The organism is Paraburkholderia kirstenboschensis, assembly GCF_904848585.1.
In the GTDB taxonomy this organism is placed as follows: domain Bacteria; phylum Pseudomonadota; class Gammaproteobacteria; order Burkholderiales; family Burkholderiaceae; genus Paraburkholderia; species Paraburkholderia kirstenboschensis.
On record NZ_CAJHCR010000012.1, the window covers coordinates 156,070 to 172,676 of the forward strand.

Annotated in this window: 16 protein-coding genes; 14 read left to right on the forward strand and 2 right to left on the reverse strand. The window is 61.9% G+C overall.

Annotation, left to right across the window (positions count from 1 at the left end):
* Window positions 1-65: 65 nt before the first annotated feature.
* Together JMY24_RS26130 and JMY24_RS26135 are read right to left on the reverse strand one after the other, a co-directional pair.
* Entirely contained in the window at window positions 66-902 is an 837-nt protein-coding gene (locus tag JMY24_RS26130) for a shikimate dehydrogenase family protein (RefSeq protein WP_128597317.1), read from the reverse strand.
* A 137-nt stretch (window positions 903-1,039) separates the two neighbouring features.
* Complete coding sequence (locus tag JMY24_RS26135; protein ID WP_128597316.1) at window positions 1,040-2,473, reverse strand: MFS transporter; 1,434 nt, start codon at window positions 2,471-2,473, stop codon at window positions 1,040-1,042.
* A gap of 84 nt (window positions 2,474-2,557) precedes the next feature.
* On the opposite strand from JMY24_RS26135, the gene JMY24_RS26140 reads away from it, so the two are divergent.
* The 14 genes from JMY24_RS26140 to ppk2 all read left to right on the forward strand — a co-directional run bounded on the left by JMY24_RS26140 (window position 2,558) and on the right by ppk2 (window position 16,553).
* On the forward strand, window positions 2,558-3,367 hold the full coding sequence (locus JMY24_RS26140) for an IclR family transcriptional regulator (RefSeq protein WP_128597315.1): 810 nt from the start codon (window positions 2,558-2,560) through the stop codon (window positions 3,365-3,367).
* A complete protein-coding gene (locus JMY24_RS26145) occupies window positions 3,364-4,173 on the forward strand; it encodes a 2-keto-4-pentenoate hydratase (RefSeq protein ID WP_128597314.1) in 810 nt (269 codons plus the stop codon). Before JMY24_RS26140 ends, JMY24_RS26145 begins: the two co-directional genes overlap by 4 nt.
* Window positions 4,174-4,185: 12 nt before the next feature.
* Window positions 4,186-5,079, forward strand: a complete 894-nt coding sequence (locus tag JMY24_RS26150) for a fumarylacetoacetate hydrolase family protein (protein WP_201703188.1) — start codon at window positions 4,186-4,188, stop codon at window positions 5,077-5,079.
* 27 nt (window positions 5,080-5,106) lie between these two features.
* Window positions 5,107-5,802 (forward strand): hypothetical protein, encoded by a 696-nt coding sequence (locus JMY24_RS26155; RefSeq protein ID WP_128597313.1) that lies wholly within the window; start codon window positions 5,107-5,109, stop codon window positions 5,800-5,802.
* A 116-nt stretch (window positions 5,803-5,918) separates the two neighbouring features.
* Complete coding sequence (locus JMY24_RS26160; RefSeq protein WP_128597312.1) at window positions 5,919-7,490, forward strand: UxaA family hydrolase; 1,572 nt, start codon at window positions 5,919-5,921, stop codon at window positions 7,488-7,490.
* A 369-nt stretch (window positions 7,491-7,859) separates the two neighbouring features.
* Window positions 7,860-8,123, forward strand: coding sequence for a hypothetical protein (locus JMY24_RS26165; protein WP_128597311.1), 264 nt, complete (start codon window positions 7,860-7,862; stop codon window positions 8,121-8,123).
* A gap of 12 nt (window positions 8,124-8,135) precedes the next feature.
* Window positions 8,136-8,399, forward strand: a complete 264-nt coding sequence (locus JMY24_RS26170; protein ID WP_128597310.1) for a type 2 periplasmic-binding domain-containing protein — start codon at window positions 8,136-8,138, stop codon at window positions 8,397-8,399.
* Window positions 8,400-8,601: 202 nt separating this feature from the next.
* Entirely contained in the window at window positions 8,602-10,923 is a 2,322-nt protein-coding gene (locus JMY24_RS26175) for a DUF3141 domain-containing protein (RefSeq protein WP_128597309.1), read from the forward strand.
* Window positions 10,920-11,894, forward strand: coding sequence for a phosphate acetyltransferase (locus tag JMY24_RS26180; RefSeq protein WP_128597308.1), 975 nt, complete (start codon window positions 10,920-10,922; stop codon window positions 11,892-11,894). The genes JMY24_RS26175 and JMY24_RS26180 overlap by 4 nt, the downstream gene beginning before the upstream one ends.
* 4 nt (window positions 11,895-11,898) lie before the next feature.
* Entirely contained in the window at window positions 11,899-13,077 is a 1,179-nt protein-coding gene (locus tag JMY24_RS26185) for an acetate/propionate family kinase (protein ID WP_128597307.1), read from the forward strand.
* A 12-nt stretch (window positions 13,078-13,089) separates the two neighbouring features.
* Window positions 13,090-13,881 (forward strand): enoyl-ACP reductase FabI, encoded by a 792-nt coding sequence (gene fabI / locus JMY24_RS26190; RefSeq protein ID WP_128597306.1) that lies wholly within the window; start codon window positions 13,090-13,092, stop codon window positions 13,879-13,881.
* A 23-nt stretch (window positions 13,882-13,904) separates the two neighbouring features.
* Window positions 13,905-14,159, forward strand: coding sequence for an RNA-binding protein (locus tag JMY24_RS26195; RefSeq protein ID WP_128597305.1), 255 nt, complete (start codon window positions 13,905-13,907; stop codon window positions 14,157-14,159).
* A 128-nt stretch (window positions 14,160-14,287) separates the two neighbouring features.
* Complete coding sequence (locus JMY24_RS26200; protein ID WP_236597506.1) at window positions 14,288-15,205, forward strand: hypothetical protein; 918 nt, start codon at window positions 14,288-14,290, stop codon at window positions 15,203-15,205.
* A 526-nt stretch (window positions 15,206-15,731) separates the two neighbouring features.
* Complete coding sequence (gene ppk2, locus JMY24_RS26205) at window positions 15,732-16,553, forward strand: polyphosphate kinase 2 (protein WP_128597304.1); 822 nt, start codon at window positions 15,732-15,734, stop codon at window positions 16,551-16,553.
* The last annotated feature ends 54 nt before the right edge of the window (window positions 16,554-16,607 follow it).

Sequence of the window (16,607 nt, forward strand, 5' to 3'; positions counted from 1 at the left end):
CAACCGGTTGCTTCGGACATTTTTTGGCGATCCGCCGTCGCCACCGTGCGCTCTTGTTTCTATGCTCATTTCAGGCTCTCGCCGCTTGTTCCGCGGCCATCGGGGCGGTAGTCGAACCCGAGAAAGCGCAGCGCGTACAAAGCCTGTCCTTGATGCATTGGACCGCCGTCCTGAGTACGGCATCCACGTGCCTGCGCCGCTCGAAGAAGCGGCGTCGGCTCGGCCGCATTAACGATGTCTACGACGATGGTGCCGAGTGCGAGCCGCTGCGGATCAACTGGCATGGCGTCGTTCGCTTTCATGCCGAGCGGCGTGGCGTTAATCACGACCTCGAAACCATTTGGATCTGATGGTCCTGAACGTGCAGTACAGCCCGTTTCGGCGGCAACAGACGCCGCAAGATCCTTCGCCCGATGCTCATCGACATCGGAGATAGTCAGTTTGCTAGCGCCTGCGGAAGCGACGGCAAATGCAATAGCTCTACCTGCGCCTCCGGCGCCGACGAGAAGCACCGACTTGTTCGCCGGATGGATGCCTCCCCACTGCATCCCAAGAACGCAGCCGACGCCATCGGTTATCGCGCCGACCCAGCGACCATCTGCTTCGCAGCGAATGACGTTGAGCGCGCCGACCTGACGAGCAGTCGAATCCAGCTCGTCGACAAACGCGAGCATCCGTTGCTTATGAGGCATCGTGACCAGCATGCCGGACAGATTGCCTATCGTTCTTGCACCTGTAACGAAGGCAGACAAGTCGTCTGGCTTCACACAGAAAGGAACGCAAACCGCGTCCACGCGCTGTTCGATAAACAGTCGGTTCAACAATCGTGGCGACTTCGCCGCACTCAGCGGGTCGCCCACCAAACCGTAGAGTCGCGTTGTGCCTGAGATATGTGGTTGCATTGCGGCTTAATATAAAACTAAGGTCAACTCGTACACATTCGAACCGGCGTACGGCTGCCAAGTCCACGTTTGCATGCGACGTCCAGTTTGCGTTGCGCCCACGCGGTGATTACGTCGAGCAGGCGGCCGGAGGCGGCTTAAGACCGCACGTTATTGGCAAACCCCGCTTCATCGGCATCTGTGCTCGTCGCCATTATGGCTTCACTGCGCAGGCGTTCATATTCGGCCTTGGGTACGGGGATCGCATTGCGGTCGCCCAGATCGGCAAGGCGAATACGGTACGTTTCCCGAGTCGTGAACGCGGCAAACGCGGCAACCAGACAAATGCCGAAGGTGAGAAAGCCGATCTTCAACGGGATGTTGGAGGACCCCGGGGGCGCGACTGCGACGAAGAGCGACGGCAGCAAGGCACACAAAGTCGTCCCTACGTTTTGTCCGATCGCCATGCCGGAGACACGCACGCGCGTGCGGAACAGTTCGGGGAAGAGACTCGGGAACACGCCGTTGAAGCCTTGATAAGCAACGCCCCACATGAGCAACGAGAAGACCAGTGAGAGCCAGATACTGTGGATGCTGATGGCGTACAGGTAGCCGAAAGCGAAGATCCCGGAGCTCACAACGCCGACGATAACGGGGGGCCTGCGACCGATCTTGTCCGAGAGGTTGCCGACGATGGGGATCAGTATGACGGAGCAAAGGTTGCCGAGGACCGGCACCCACAGGAACACGCCGGCAGGAAAACCAATACCGTACGCCGGCTGGACTGCATAGGTCGCGCCGAACACAGTCGCGAGGAGCGCGGTGACCGCGGCAAGTGCCATGCCGACAACCCGTAGCACGTCGCCCCAACTCTCGCGCAGGACCTCGATGACCGGAGATGCAGCGACTTCTCCTTGCGCCTGCTCTTCGGAGAAAGCGGGGGTCTCATCGACCTTGCGGCGAATGATGTAACCCACGATGATCACGACGATGCTCAACAGGAACGGAATCCGCCAACCCCATGAAACAAACTGATCCTTTGGCATGAAGTGGGCGAGCGGCAAGAAGACGGCTGCCGCGAGTAACTGCCCCGCCTGAACCCCCTGGAGGGTAAAGCTTGCGAAGTACCCACGCCGTCCGAACGGCGCGTGTTCGAGAATCATGGAGCTGGCGCCGGACATCTCTCCCGCAACCGCGAATCCCTGAATGAGCCGCAGGATGACGAGCAGCACTGGCGCCCAGATGCCGATCTGCTGGTAGGTGGGCAAGAGGCCCACACACATTGTTGCGGCCCCCATTAGCAGCATGCAGAAGATCAGCACCGTCTTGCGACCGTGGCGGTCGCCTACGTGCCCGAGCACCATCGCCCCTATCGGACGGGCCACGTAGCCGACACCGAAGGTAGCCAGTGACGCGACGATGCCGACAGTCGGATTGTCTGAGGGAAAGAAGATCTGCGGGAACAACAATGACGCTGCGGTCGCGTAAATGAAAAAGTCGTAGTACTCGAGCGCTGAGCCGATCCAGCCACTGGCTGCTGCGATCTTTGACTGGCGCTTGCTGTGGGGCCTTACCGGTGCATTCCGATTCATGCCTGTCTCCGTTGTGATTGACTTTCCGGTGCTGGTGGCTTATTATTGTAACATCGTTCCAATAGGAAGGATGTTACTCACATTATGAGAGTTGTCAAGGGAGCAGTTGACCGATCGCTTCAGGCGATCGAGTTGCTCGCACGTGAGGCGCGCTGGATGCGTATGTCGGACATCGCCGCTGAACTCGAGCTGGAGAAAGGTCCCGCCCATCGCGTGCTCGCACAGTTGTGCGAGCAGGGCTGGGCTGAACAGGACGAACACACTTCGCAATACCGTCTGACTCTGAAGCTTTCATTGCTCGGTCAGCGGTACTTGCATGGGCTTGGCTTGCCGGGCCTCGTGCAGCCGATCCTCGACGAGGTGGCGGCGCAGTGCCGCGAGCTGGTTCGTCTGACCGTCGCAAGCGAAGGGACGCTCGCGTGGCTCGCGTCCTCGCAAGGCGCGGCACCGGGGCTCATGTATTCGCCGTCCATGGATAGCCCGATTACCTTGCATGCAACGGCGAACGGGAAGGTGTGGCTGGCGTCGATGTCAAACGACCGGGCGGTCGAATGTGCATTGCGCGGTGGACTCGGAAAAGCGGCCGCCAGCGAATGCGGGCCCAAGGCAATCACCAGCATCGAGCAGTTGATTCCCGAGTTGGATCTGACCAGACGGCGCGGCTATGGGCTCGTCGTAGAAGAGGCTGAACCGGGCGTGGCCGCTTTGGCGGTGCCTGTGCGGTCGCTGAGCGACGGTACGGTGGTCGGCACGATGAGCATTGCTGGACCGGTGATGCGAGTTCAGCCCGAGCGTTACGACGACTTCTACGCGCTATTGAAAGAGGCAGCTTCGAAGCTAGGTGCGGTATGGCCGCGTCAAAGCGTGCGTGCCAACGTCAATGAGGCGGCATGAACATGCCAGCCGCAACGCAGGCCGCCGAGACTATCGCCATTCCGCATGCACAGGCAGCACGCATTCTTGCGACAGCGCGTCGACAAGGCGTGCTCGTCGAGCGGCTGCCTGTCGAACTGCAGCCTACGAATGTCGACGACGGTTTCGCAATCCAGCAAGAGGTCAGCCATCAGCTAGGTAGGGGGATCCTCGCATGGAAATGCGCGCTTCCGCAGCCGGGCAAAGTCATCGCCGCGCCGGTCTATGACGCTGATATCCGTCGCGGCGATGTATGTCGCATGAGCGGGCCTCTGCGCGCCTTTGCGAGGGCGGAGCCGGAACTGGCCTGTCTGCTGAATCGCGACCTGCCCCCACGGCTCGAAGCCTATAGCGAAGCAGAAGTGCTCGACGCTCTTGGGCACACGCACCTGGCGCTCGAATTGTTAGGCAGTCGTTATTCGCATCCCGAAACGCTGACGTTTCCTGAACTACTCGCAGACGGCTTGTTCAATGCCGGCCTTGTCATCGGACCGCGCGTTAGTTCGATCCAAGGCGCGACGCCGGCCGATCTGCCCATCGAATTCGACGTCAGTCTGGCCAGCGTCGGGGAAGAAGCAGTCACGTTCGCAGGACGCCACCCTGATCGGGGCGTGCTCGCGCCGATCGTGTGGCTCGCCAATTTCCTTCGCGTCCGCGGCCTTGGACTGCATGCCCGCCAGGCTGTGATCACCGGATCTTACGCGGGCGTTCTGGAGTTGCCAGTCGGTCGCGAGTTGCGTATCGGGTTCGGCAACCTCGGCACTTTGCCGATCACTTTTTTGTCTTGATAGGAGTAGTACATGCGTCTCGTCCGTTTCGGCCAGCCAGGTCAAGAGCGCCCCGGTATCATCGATTCGAGCGGCGCGATCCGCGATCTGACGGGCATCGTGGATGACATTGATGGAACGACTGTCTCGCCAGTCGCCCTTTCTAAACTGAGCGAACTCGATCTCGATCGTCTACCCGTCGTTGAAGCGGGCACGCGTCTCGGCGCCTGCGTCGGCAATGTCCGCAATCTCGTGTGCATCGGCCTGAACTACTCCGATCATGCTGCTGAAACCGACACGCCGATACCGCGGGAACCTGTCGTGTTCAACAAGCACACGGGCTCCATCAGCGGCCCGAACGACCCGGTCGTCTTGCCCGCCGACGCGCAAAAGCTGGATTGGGAGGTCGAACTCGGCGTGGTGATCGGCAAACCCGCCTGGCAGATCGACGAAGCCAACGCGCTGGACCATGTGGCGGGTTACTGTCTTGCCAATGATGTTTCCGAACGTGCGTATCAGCTCGAACGCGAAGGGCAGTGGACCAAGGGCAAAAGCGGATTCTCGTTCGCTCCGCTCGGACCGTGGCTTGTCACGCGTGATGAGATCCCCGACTCGCAGGTGCTGGACCTGTGGCTCGACGTCAACGGCACGCGTCGTCAGACCGGCAACACGCGGACCATGATCTTCAACGTCGCGCATATCGTGGCGTATCTAAGCCGCTTCATGCCGTTGATGGCTGGCGACGTCATCATTACGGGCACGCCCCCCGGCGTGGGCCTCGGTCAGAAGCCGCCGGTCTTCCTGAAAGCAGGCGACACGATGACGCTCGGCGGCAGCGGGCTCGGCACGCAGACACAAAAGGTCGTGCAGTATGCGGACACACTTGGCGCGGCATGGGGCCGCGGCGACTATCCGTTGGCACTCTAAGACAATCCGATTTGGAAGGGAGGAGATATGAGCCTTGCTGGAACGGGCGTTGTCGCAATCTGGCATGACCTGCTGCCGGAAGCGAAGGATGAATTTTACGAGTGGCACAACCGCGAGCACATGCCCGAACGCGCCGGGATTCCAGGGTTCAGGCGCGGTCGGCGCTTTATAGCACTGGATTCAGGTCCGGAGTACTTCAATCTTTACGAGGCCGATACGGTCGAGGTGCTTGGCGCGCAAGACTATCTTTCCCGGCTGAATACGCCGACGCCGTGGACGAAGCAGGTGGTCGCCTCTTTCCGGAGCGTCGCACGCTCGATCTGTCACGTGGCTTATTCGGACGGTGTAGGGCAGGGTGCCAATCTCATGACTGTGCGGTTTGACGTGCCATCGGCTGCGCGGGCAGAGGTCGTGAAGGCTTTGCGTCAGCGCGTCCTTCCGCCGCTCGTGGACCTGCCCGGTATCACGGGCGTGCACCTGTGCCTTGCAGACGAAGCGATCAGCAAAGTGGAAACGGCGGAGAAGAAGGCGCGCTCAGAAGGCACCCAGGTACCGACATGGGTCGTGTTAGTCGAAGGGTGCCGGGCAGACTATGTCCGGTCAGCGGTGGACCGTTTCGTTTCGGGACTCGCGGCATTGCCTCAGACCGGCGCGACAGCGCCCGACACGACGCTCTATCAACTGGAGTACACGCGCTGCAAAACGCCCTGGAGCGCTGGCTAAGAAGTTAAGCGGCTAAGCGGCTAAGCGTCGTCTGATCATCGCTCCACGGCCGGTCGCACGATTCCCACGTGGCCAGACGCGACCGCCTTTACCCTGAGAAACGTAGGAGTAGTGCCATGTCGTTGAATATTGCCGACACGTCCGCCTCATCCACCGCGTCGATGTCGGCTCGTGTCATACGACTCAATCCTGCCGACGATGTTGTTATCGCGCTCGAACAGCTTGTGTCCGGCACGGTGATCGACAGGGAAGCGGTGACAGTCTCAGGGCTGATTCCGCCCGGTCACAAAGTGGCGACGCGGGACATCGGTCAGGGTGAGGCGGTGCACCGCTACGGCCAGGTGATCGGCTTTGCAAGTCAGCCCATTCGAGCGGGGCAGCATGTACACACCCATAATCTCGCGATGGGCGACTTTGCGCGCGACTACGCATTCGGTCAGGCCGCGCGTCCGACCGTACGCTCGAACGAGCCCGCAACATTCCAGGGCATTGTCCGCGCAGACGGCCGTGTCGCCACACGCAACTACATCGGGATCCTCACCTCGGTGAATTGTTCGGCCACGGTCGCGCGGGCCATTGCTGATCATTTCCGCCGCGACATCCATCCTGAACAACTGGCTGCGTTCCCGAATGTCGATGGCGTCGTCGCACTCACCCATGGTTCCGGTTGCGCCATCGACTCTGAAGGCGATGGTCTCGCGATCCTGCAGCGCACGATTGGCGGCTATGCATGCCATCCGAATTTCGCGAGCGTGCTGGTCGTCGGTCTCGGGTGTGAAACGAATCAGATTCCGCGATTACTTGAGACGCAGGGACTCCGGGAACACGACCGCTTGCGAGCGTTTACGATCCAGGACAGCGGTGGTACCACACTGACGATTGCGAAGGGTATTGAACTGGTTCGGAGCATGTTGCCCGAAGCGAACAACGTGAGGCGAGAGCCGGTCAGCGCAAGTCATCTCACGGTCGGTCTTCAATGCGGAGGATCGGATGGGTACTCTGGCATCACTGCCAATCCGGTGCTCGGCGCAGCTGTTGATCTGCTGGTGCAGCACGGCGGCACCGCGATTCTCTCGGAGACGCCCGAAATTTATGGCGCGGAGCATTTACTAACGCGTCGTGCCGCAACGCCCGAGGTGGGTCGAAAGCTGCTTGATCGCATCAAGTGGTGGCAAGCCTATGCGCATCGGCAAGGGGCGCAAATGAACAACAATCCGTCTGCGGGCAACAAGGCGGGTGGCTTGACGACCGTCCTTGAAAAATCGCTGGGAGGCATTGCTAAAGCCGGGTCAACCAATCTGACCGAGGTGTACGAGTATGCGCAGCCGATCAGGGCGCGCGGCCTGGTGTTTATGGACACGCCCGGCTACGACCCGGTGTCGGCTACGGGCCAGGTAGCGGGCGGTGCGAACCTGATCTGCTTCACGACGGGACGTGGCTCAGCTTACGGCTGCGCGCCCGCGCCGTCAGTCAAACTTGCGACGAACACAGCACTTTGGCAACGACAGTCCGACGATATGGACCTGAACTGCGGAGAAGTGCTGGAAGGGAGAACGACGATCGAGCAACTGGGCGCAGTGCTTTTCCAATTGCTTCTGGATGTCGCCTCGGGGAACCATACTCGCAGTGAGCGGCACGGTTACGGACAAAACGAATTCGTACCTTGGCAAATTAGCGCGATCATGTGAGCGCACATTAAACCATCGGACCTCGCAATGCTGCTTGGCAGACAGTGACTTCCCGGCGCTGTTTTTTCCTAAGCGCGCAGGTCCAGGCAACTAAGGGCAAGGGAAAGGCCGCTCCGCGTCGGAGATCTGCCGCTGCATGATCGGCGGTTAAAACAGTCGGCTTTGGGGGCGATCACAGGCGTCGCCGCTCGGCCCAGAAATGGACATCGCCGCGATGACTCACGAGGCCGTGAAAGTGTTTGTAGAGACGGGAGCCAACGCATTTTTTAAATGGCGTCCAGGCGCTCAACGGGCCAGGTAGAAACTAACGTCCCGCGACGCAGCAGCGAACGGCCACGATGCGGGTCCATCGAAGCCACGACGGTCGGTTTGTTGCTCGGTGCGCACGAACCGGCGACGACGTATTGCGCCGAGGCCGAAGCCAACGCGGCCAGCCATGGTCGGCTGCCTACAGGTGCGCTACGACTGGTCGGGCATGCGATCGCCACGCTGACCAGGCTCCCACCATTCAAGATCGCTCCGGACTTCACGCTAACCGGGCGGCCCGTCGACCTGACGGCTGACGGTGACGACCTCGGTATCGTCCTACCTTTCATGCTGCCGACGAATCTGGCCGTGCCCCGGCTTCTCTAGCGGTGGCCGCTGGTGATCGTCACCACGGAGGCTTACCTGAACAGGAGGCCTCGGCCGCGGCATCCCGCAGCGCTGGCGGACCATGTGTTCGTCACTGTTCCCCCTTCGATGCACAAGCCATTCGTCACCTTCCGAATAGGGCACGAAAACGTCGAGTTCTCGATCAACCATGAGATCACCTCGAATAACGCTACTTTCAACCGCGACATTCAGCTAGAGCGATTTGATGTTGGCGTGTTTTCAAAGCGGACGCTGAGGCTTGGCCGCACCCGTTAGAAGGCACCGCATTGGTGCGGCATCTTGGCCTCGTCCATCGGCAGCCGCAAGATTGATCTAGGTCACAACAGGCCAAACCCGCACGCGTACGCTGCACGAGTTGCATGCGTTATCGGTGGGCGCACGAATTATCGAGCCCGCCAGCAGCCCGCGGGGCAGCCGCTAGCGCGGCTCAATCGATGTAGCAATGGAGGACGGTGTCATGGACGCAGCCACGCAATTGGCGCGCAGTCAGGAAATTGCCGGGAAGGTCGCGTATGTGCTGGAAAAGCGTACGCAGAACGCAATGGAGCAATACGGGAGACGGTTGCGCGCAGCCGTCGATGGCGACGCCGGCAGCGACCAGAGCGCTACCTCATTCGCGGCGCAGCTCAACCCCCTGAGCGCATGGCATTACGCCGTCGACGTCGCGCAGCGCTCGCTGCTGTTCTGGGACACGATGCGCGAGCGCGGAACGCAATACGTCGAACGCGCTTCACAGGAACTCAAGCCGGCGCTCCATTTCGACTACGACATCGTGCTCGACGCGAGGCACTTCGCGCGCCCCGTCAATTACGCGCTGCTGTATATCAAGCCGCCCGAAGGCGTGATCGTCGACGCGAAAAAGCGGCCTTATCTGATCATCGATCCGCGCGCCGGCCACGGTCCGGGCATTGGCGGCTTTAGAGACGATTCGCAGGTCGGCGTCGCGCTGCGTGCAGGCCACCCCGTGTACTTCGTCGTGTTCTTCCAGAACCCTGAACCCGGTCAGACGCTGCTCGACGTATGCGCCGCCGAACAGGAGTTCGTCAAGAAAGTGCGTGCGCTGCATCCCGACAGTGCGAAGCCGGCCATCATCGGCAACTGCCAGGGCGGCTGGGCCGCGATGATGCTCGCGAGTTCGTCGGCGGAGGATACCGGTCCTGTCGTCATCAACGGCGCGCCGATGTCGTACTGGAGCGGCGCGTGGAGCGACGGCGCAGGCGACAATCCGATGCGCTATGCGGGCGGGATATTGGGCGGCACCTGGCTTGCGTCGTTTTCGTCAGATCTCGGCAACGGCAAGTTCGACGGCGCCTATCTCGTGCAGAACTTCGAGTACCTGAACCCGGCCAACACGCTGTGGGACAAGTACTACCACGTGTACGACAACATCGACACGGAGCCGCCACGCTTTCTGGAGTTCGAGCGCTGGTGGGGCGGCTACTACCTGATGAACCGCGAAGAGATCGAGTGGATCACGCGCAATCTGTTCATCGGCAACAAGCTCTGGTCGGGCGAAGTGAGCGGCGTTTCGGGCAAGGCGTTCGACCTGCGCGATATCCGCTCGCCGATCATCCTGTTCGCCTCGATGGGCGACAACATCACGCCGCCGCAGCAGGCCTTCAACTGGGTGACCGATCTCTATGGCAGCACCGAGGAAATCAAGGCGCGTGGCCAGGTCATCATCGGGCTGATGGACCAGGATGCCGGACATCTTGGCGTTTTCGTGTCGGGCAAGGTGGCGAAGAAGCAGCATGCGCAGATCGTCAACGTGCTCGAAATGATCGAGACGCTCGCGCCGGGCCTCTACGCGATGTTGATCGACGAGGTGAACGGCGCAGACGGGAACGTCGCTTACGAGGTGACATTCGTCGAGCATCGTCTCGAAGAGATCGCGCAGCATTTCAACCGGTTCAAGCGCGAGGACGAAAAGCCGTTCGAAGCCGTTGCCGAGCTTTCCGAATTCAACCAGCGCGCTTATGAATTGTTCATGCAGCCCTACGTTCAGTGGATGTCGAACGAGACCACTGCGCGATGCCTGCGCCAATTTCATCCGCTACGCTTTCAGCGCTGGGCCTTTTCGGATCTGAATCCATGGCTTGCCTGGCTGCGCCCGGCGGCTGAAGCGGTCAAAGCGAACCGGCAGCATGCCGACGATATCGCGCCCTGGCGCGCGCTCGAACATCGCGGCTCGGAGATCGTCAGCGCCTCGCTCGACCACTATAGGGCGATGCGCGACGCCGGCGCCGAGTCGCTGTTCTTCAACCTCTACACCACGCCCTTTCTGCTCCATTTCGCGGAACGGTATCGCAGTCGCGAGATTGCCGTGTCCACGGCTACCGACCCGCGCGAACTGCCTTTCGTGAAGGAGGCATTGGCGTCGATCGCGCAGGGCGGCTACGACGAAGCCGTCGCCCGCGCGGCGTTCCTGCTTGGACGCAGCGGCGAGCCGTTGCCGCTTGCCCGGCTTGCGACGCAGCGCGAACTGGTTGAAGCCTACGCCGAGTATCTGCCGAGCTTGCCCCCCGATCAGTGGCGGCGCGTTCGCGGTGAACAGGAACTCATCGCGACTTACGAACCGCAACAGGCCATCGCGACGCTTCCCGCTCTTCTCGCCAAACCGGAAGACCGCAAGCGGCTGCTGATGTTGCTCGACGGTCTGCTGGCCGACACGCGCGTGCAAAGAGTGCCGCCGAACACGCAGCAATGGGACGCGTTGCAACGCATTCGCGCGGTACTCGGCGCTGCTCCCGCAGTGCGGCCCGAGCATGCTCTGTCATGAGCGTGCCCACCTCTTCCATTGAGGAGTCGTTCGTGGAACCCAGACACGCGAAGTATCGCCAGCTCATTGCCCACTGTGAGGCGCTGGCGCCGATGCCCACGGCCGTGGTTCACCCATGCGACAGGAGTTCGCTGGAAGGCGCAGTGGAAGCGGCGCGCAGCGGCCTGATCGTGCCGATACTCGTCGGGCCGCGCGCTCGCATCGAATCGCTTGCCGCCGAGTGCAAGCTTTCGATCAGCGACTATCAGATCGTCGACGCGCCGTTCAGCGAGGCCTCGGCAGCCGCGGCCACGCAGCTGGTGCGCGAGGGCAAGGCCGAGGCGCTGATGAAAGGCAGCCTTCACACCGACGAGCTCATGGCCGAGGTCGTCCGGCGCGATGCGGGGTTGCGCACCGGCCGGCGCGTCAGCCACTGCTTCGTGATGGACGTGCCTGCCCACGCGGACGCGCTGATCGTAACCGACGCCGCCGTGAACATCGCGCCGACGCTGGAGGAAAAGGTCGACATCCTGCAAAACGCGATCGACCTTGCGCACGCCCTTCAGTTTCCGGAGATACGGGTGGCGATCCTCTCGGCCATGGAGACCGTCAGCCCGAAGGTGCCCTCGACCATCGAAGCCGCCGCGCTGTGCAAGATGGTGGATCGGCGGCAGATCACGGGTGCGCTCGTCGACGGCCCGCTTGCACTCGATAACGCCATCGACCCCGAGGCGGCGCGCATCAAGCAGATCGATTCGCCAGTGGCCGGGCGCGCCAACGTCCTGATGGTGCCCGACCTCGAAGCGGGCAACATGCTCGCCAAGAGCCTCTCATTCCTCGCGGGCGCGGACGCGGCCGGCATCGTGCTGGGTGCGCGCGTGCCGATCATCCTGACGAGCCGCGCCGATTCGCTCATTACGCGGCTCGCCTCGTGCGCGGTGGCGGTGCTCGTCGCGCTTGCGCGGCGCGAAGCCGCAAAGATCGTCGGGTGATGCCATGGCAGACGTGATTCTGGTATTGAATGCCGGCTCGTCGAGCATCAAGTTTTCCGCATTCGAAGAGCAGGGCGACGCGCTCGAACTGGTCGTGCATGGGCAGGTCGGCGGCCTGTACACGGCAAGCGCCCGGTTCGAAGCCGTCGACGGTGACGGCGAGCACCATGCGAGGGAATGGAGCGATGGCGGCGAGCTGGATCATCGCGGAGGCCTTGAGCAAATCGGTGCGTTCCTGAGCGAGCACCGCGAAGGACACGAGCTTGTCGCGGTCGGCCATCGCGTCGTGCACGGAGGGCAGCGCTTCAGCGGTCCGGTGCGAGTCACGCCCGCGGTAGCGGACGAGCTGGCGAAGCTCACGCCGCTCGCGCCGCTGCATCAGCCGCACAACCTGACGCCCATACGCATCCTCGAAGACATGCAACCGGACGTGCCGCAGGTGGCGTGCTTCGACACGGCTTTCCATCGCACGCAACCCGAGGTGGCCCAGGCGTTCGCGCTGCCCGCGTCGATCACCAGCCGGGGCGTGCGCCGCTACGGCTTTCATGGGCTGTCCTACGAGTACATCGCGAGCGTGCTGCCTGACGTCGATAAGAAAGCAGCCAGCGGACGCACTGTCGTCGCGCACCTTGGCAATGGCGCGAGCATGTGCGCGCTCGTCGCGGGCAAGAGCGTAGCGAGCACGATGGGCTTCACGGCCGTGGACGGATTGCCCATGGGCACGCGCTGCGGCAACCTGGACCCGGGCGTGGTGCTCTACCTGATGGAAGAACTCGGCATGGACGCGCGTGCCGTCGAGGATCTGATCTATCGCCACTCGGGGCTGCTCGGCGTGTCTGGCGTATCCAGTGACATGCGCACGCTGCTCGCCAGCGACGATCCTCACGCGCGTTTCGCCATTGAACTCTATATCTACCGCATAGCGCGCGAACTCGGCTCGCTTGTCGCGGCCATGGAGGGCATCGACGCGCTCGTTTTCACGGCGGGAATCGGCGAGCATGCGGCGGCGATCCGTGAGGGCGTTGTGCGGCACGCGGCGTGGCTCGGCGCGGAGATCGACGCCGAAGCGAACGCCAAGGGCGGTCCTCTCATCACCACCGCGTCGAGCCGGATAGCGGCGTGGGTTATTCCGACCAATGAAGAGCTGACGATCGCGCGCCATACGCGTGCGGTCCTCGAATGAAGGAGAAATGCCATGTCGCCCGAAGGCACTGATCGATCACGTCCGCTACTTGCGGGCATGAAAGCGCTGATCACCGGCATTGCCAACGAACACTCGATTGCATACGGTTGCGCGAAAGCGTTTCGCGAGCTTGGTGCGGATCTGGCCATCACCTACGCGACGGAAAAGACCCGGCCTTATGTCGAGCCGTTGGCGAGCGAGCTTGAAGCAGAACTGTTCCTGCCGCTCGACGTCGGCGACGCGGCGCAGTTGGAAGCGGTATTCGAGCAGATCCGGCAGCGCTGGGGACGTCTCGACATCCTGCTGCACTCCATTGCATGGGCGCCGAAAGACGATCTGCAAGGCGGGCTGTTGCATTGCTCCGGCGAGGGCTTTGCGCGCGCGATGGACATTTCGTGTCATTCGTTCGTGCGCATGGCGGCGCTTGCGGCGCCGCTGATGGACAAAGGCGGCACATTGCTCACGATGAGCTACTACGGCGCCAACAAGGTCGTGCCGAACTATAGCGTGATGGGGCCGGTAAAGGCCGCGCTCGAAGCCTGTGCGCGCTATCTCGCTTACGAGCTTGGGCCGAAGGGCATTCGCGTGCATGCGATTTCGCCGGGTCCGCTCAAGACGCGGGCGGCTTCCGGCCTCAAGAACTTCGACCTGCTGCTCAACGAGGCGGCCGAGCGCGCGCCGCTCGGCGAGCTGGTCGACATCATGGACGTCGGCTACACCTGCGCGTTTCTCGCCACCCCCTACGCGCGGCGGGTTTCGGGCGAAACGCTATATGTCGACGGCGGCGTCAATATCATGGCCTGACACGGCTTCGGAAAGGAAACACCATGGCTCAACTTTTACTGGGTAATGTCGAAGAAACCGTGTCTGACGAGGAACTCGACGAGTTCCTGCAGAGATACGGATTCCCTCCGTTCAATTCGATCGAGCGCGTGCCCGCGGGAAGCGGACAACCCATCGCGCTGCTCAGGTTCAGCGACCTCTCGTCTGAGGCGCTGAACCTGCTCCGGTCGAGGATTCACAACATGTTCTGGAAGGACCACACGATCAGCGCGCAGATCCTGCTGGAAAGGCAAGATTGAGCCTCAAGGAGGCATCCATGAGCATTCTGGACAGACTGTTTGGTCGCGAGGGCACATCGGAGAAGAGCGCCCCGGGCTCCGCACAGGCGAGTGACGCCATCGAGCGCATTGCAAGAATGAGTCCGCAGTTGCGGCTCGCGGAGCGCTATCAGGAGCGTCTCGCGCGCGCGGTCAGGACTTCGCTCGCCTATGTCGAGGCATTGGTGAACGATATGCCGCCGGCTCGCGAGGCGAGCGCATCGGCCTGGACGACGGACCCGTATATCCAGGCGTTTTTCGCAACGCCGGAAGACGTGCCGCGTGCGCTGAGTCATTCGACCGAACTGCGTGCGCACTTCGCCGTCAACCCCCTGGCAAACGAGGTCTTTGCCGTGCTCGGCATGGCGATGACCGAGCGGCTGACAATCGGCGTCCAGCAACATGGCTCGGCCGCGCGCACCGACGTGCAGCGAACCACCGTGAACTTCAGCGATCACCGCGCACGGGTGTGCGCCAGCACGGAGCCGGCGCTTCGAGAGGAGATCGTGCGCCATGTGATGGATCAGCTCGTGCTGGCTGGCCTCGAGCGAATCGGTGCGGACGCGTCGCGCCGCGACGAGCTGGAGCAGGAGCGCGCGCTGCTGAAGACGCGCCTCGCGCTGCTGCAGCAGCAGGGCAGCGGGATGAGCGCTGTATTGGGTGCGCAGCCATTGTCCGGTCTGTTGGAGCTGACGCGCCTGCAGGCAAAGATGGAAGAAAACGACGCGGAGTTGGCGCGTCTGGGACTTGCGACCGAGGCGATCGACCGCCGGTTGGAGACCATTGCTGAGGTGCTCAATGCGCCTGCGGAACACCTGCATGTACTCAAGAGGGACCTGCGGCTCGATCGTATGAACGTGATCGTGGAAAACGGGCACGCGCGGGAGGGTCGGACGATCGAATTGAGGCTCGCGAGCGTGCCGGAAACAAAGGGTGCCATGCGGGCGTTCGCGCTGGTGAAATTTGCTCGCTCCGATCTGCTGCCAGCGCCCAGCATGGCCGATGAGGCGAGAAAGTTTCTAGTCTGATGCCGCCGCGAACGCATTCTAGCGACCAGCCCACTGTCGCAGGCTTTACGTAGCAGCCGCTAGTTGCTGCATGGAATTCGGAAGTGCACGGTTCAGCCGACCGCGGTCGCAATGTGTAGGTCTAAACAGTGTGAATTGCTTGATTTGTATCAATCGTTCAATTGGATCATGTGACAGCCTGTAGTTAAACGGACGGAAAGTTGGAGAGAAAGCCTGATTGCGCCCAACTAGATCCGCCGCGCGTCTTAAGCAGGCCGAATGCGCTGTCGATCACTTTCGAAGGCCGGTGAAGTCACGCGGCGAGCGTCATCAGAACCTTGCGCCGAGGCGTTCCGATGCGGTTTTGCTACCTCGGTGAGTACGCCGGTGACGTCGTCGCCGGCACCGGTCGCGCTACCTGCACGCTCAAAGACGATGAGACTGCTATCGGGTGCGCCGATGCGCGGGATAGGCGGGCGCGATCAAGTTTGAAGTGCAATACCTTGCTCGCGTGAGGTGTGCCAACGCGCATTTTCATGGAGGAGCAATGTCCGAAACTCCGAAGGAAATGAAGAACAGCGATTCGAAGCCCGTGGGCAAGCTCGGCAACAAGGCCTATTTGAAGGAACTGTGTCGTCTCCACGTCGAACTGGTCAAGATGCAGGAATGGGTCGTGCAGAGCGGCGCGAAGATCTGCATCGTATTCGAGGGGCGCGATGGCGCGGGCAAGGGCGGAATGATCAAGGCGATCACCGATCGCGTGAGCCCACGGGTTTTCCGGGTCATCGCGCTGCCCGCGCCGACCGACCGCGAGAAGAGCCAGATGTACATGCAGCGCTATCTTCCGCACCTGCCGGCGGCCGGCGAGGTCGTGATCTTCGACCGTAGCTGGTACAACCGCGCGGGCGTCGAGCGCGTGATGGGCTTCTGCACGGACCGCCAGGTGCAGGAGTTCCTTTTTGCGACGCCGCTCGTCGAGCGGGCCGTCATAGACTCTGGGGTCATCCTCCTCAAATACTGGCTCGAAGTCAGCGCCAAGGAGCAGACGCGCAGGCTCGAAGCGCGGATTCACGATGAGCGCAAAATCTGGAAACTTTCGCCGATGGATCTTGAGTCCTATCGCCACTGGTACGACTATTCGCGGGCCCGCGACGATATGATCGGCATGACCGATACGGAGTTCTCACCGTGGTATGTCGCACGGGCCGACGGCAAGAAGCGAGCGCACCTCAACGTCATCAGCCATTTGCTCAGCAAGGTGCCGTACGTGGCTGTGCCGCGGACGAAGGTGTCGTTGCCTCAACGACAGAAGGCGGGGGCGTATCGCGAATCGGAGCATCGTTTCAGGTATGTGCCCGAGAAATTCTGAGCAATGCCGCATTGCGTCTGGCAGGAAAAAGGCTTGCGCAGCGCTGGCTGAGAA

Coding starts and splice junctions, on each gene's coding strand:
- JMY24_RS26180 (WP_128597308.1), top strand. CDS start 10,920: ATGAGCGTGCCCACCTCTTCCATTGAGGAGTCGTTCGTGGAACCCAGA.
- JMY24_RS26185 (WP_128597307.1), top strand. CDS start 11,899: ATGGCAGACGTGATTCTGGTATTGAATGCCGGCTCGTCGAGCATCAAG.
- fabI (WP_128597306.1), top strand. CDS start 13,090: ATGTCGCCCGAAGGCACTGATCGATCACGTCCGCTACTTGCGGGCATG.
- JMY24_RS26135 (WP_128597316.1), bottom strand. CDS start 2,473: ATGAATCGGAATGCACCGGTAAGGCCCCACAGCAAGCGCCAGTCAAAG.
- JMY24_RS26160 (WP_128597312.1), top strand. CDS start 5,919: ATGTCGTTGAATATTGCCGACACGTCCGCCTCATCCACCGCGTCGATG.
- JMY24_RS26175 (WP_128597309.1), top strand. CDS start 8,602: ATGGACGCAGCCACGCAATTGGCGCGCAGTCAGGAAATTGCCGGGAAG.
- JMY24_RS26140 (WP_128597315.1), top strand. CDS start 2,558: ATGAGAGTTGTCAAGGGAGCAGTTGACCGATCGCTTCAGGCGATCGAG.
- JMY24_RS26130 (WP_128597317.1), bottom strand. CDS start 902: ATGCAACCACATATCTCAGGCACAACGCGACTCTACGGTTTGGTGGGC.
- JMY24_RS26155 (WP_128597313.1), top strand. CDS start 5,107: ATGAGCCTTGCTGGAACGGGCGTTGTCGCAATCTGGCATGACCTGCTG.
- JMY24_RS26145 (WP_128597314.1), top strand. CDS start 3,364: ATGAACATGCCAGCCGCAACGCAGGCCGCCGAGACTATCGCCATTCCG.
- ppk2 (WP_128597304.1), top strand. CDS start 15,732: ATGTCCGAAACTCCGAAGGAAATGAAGAACAGCGATTCGAAGCCCGTG.
- JMY24_RS26150 (WP_201703188.1), top strand. CDS start 4,186: ATGCGTCTCGTCCGTTTCGGCCAGCCAGGTCAAGAGCGCCCCGGTATC.
- JMY24_RS26195 (WP_128597305.1), top strand. CDS start 13,905: ATGGCTCAACTTTTACTGGGTAATGTCGAAGAAACCGTGTCTGACGAG.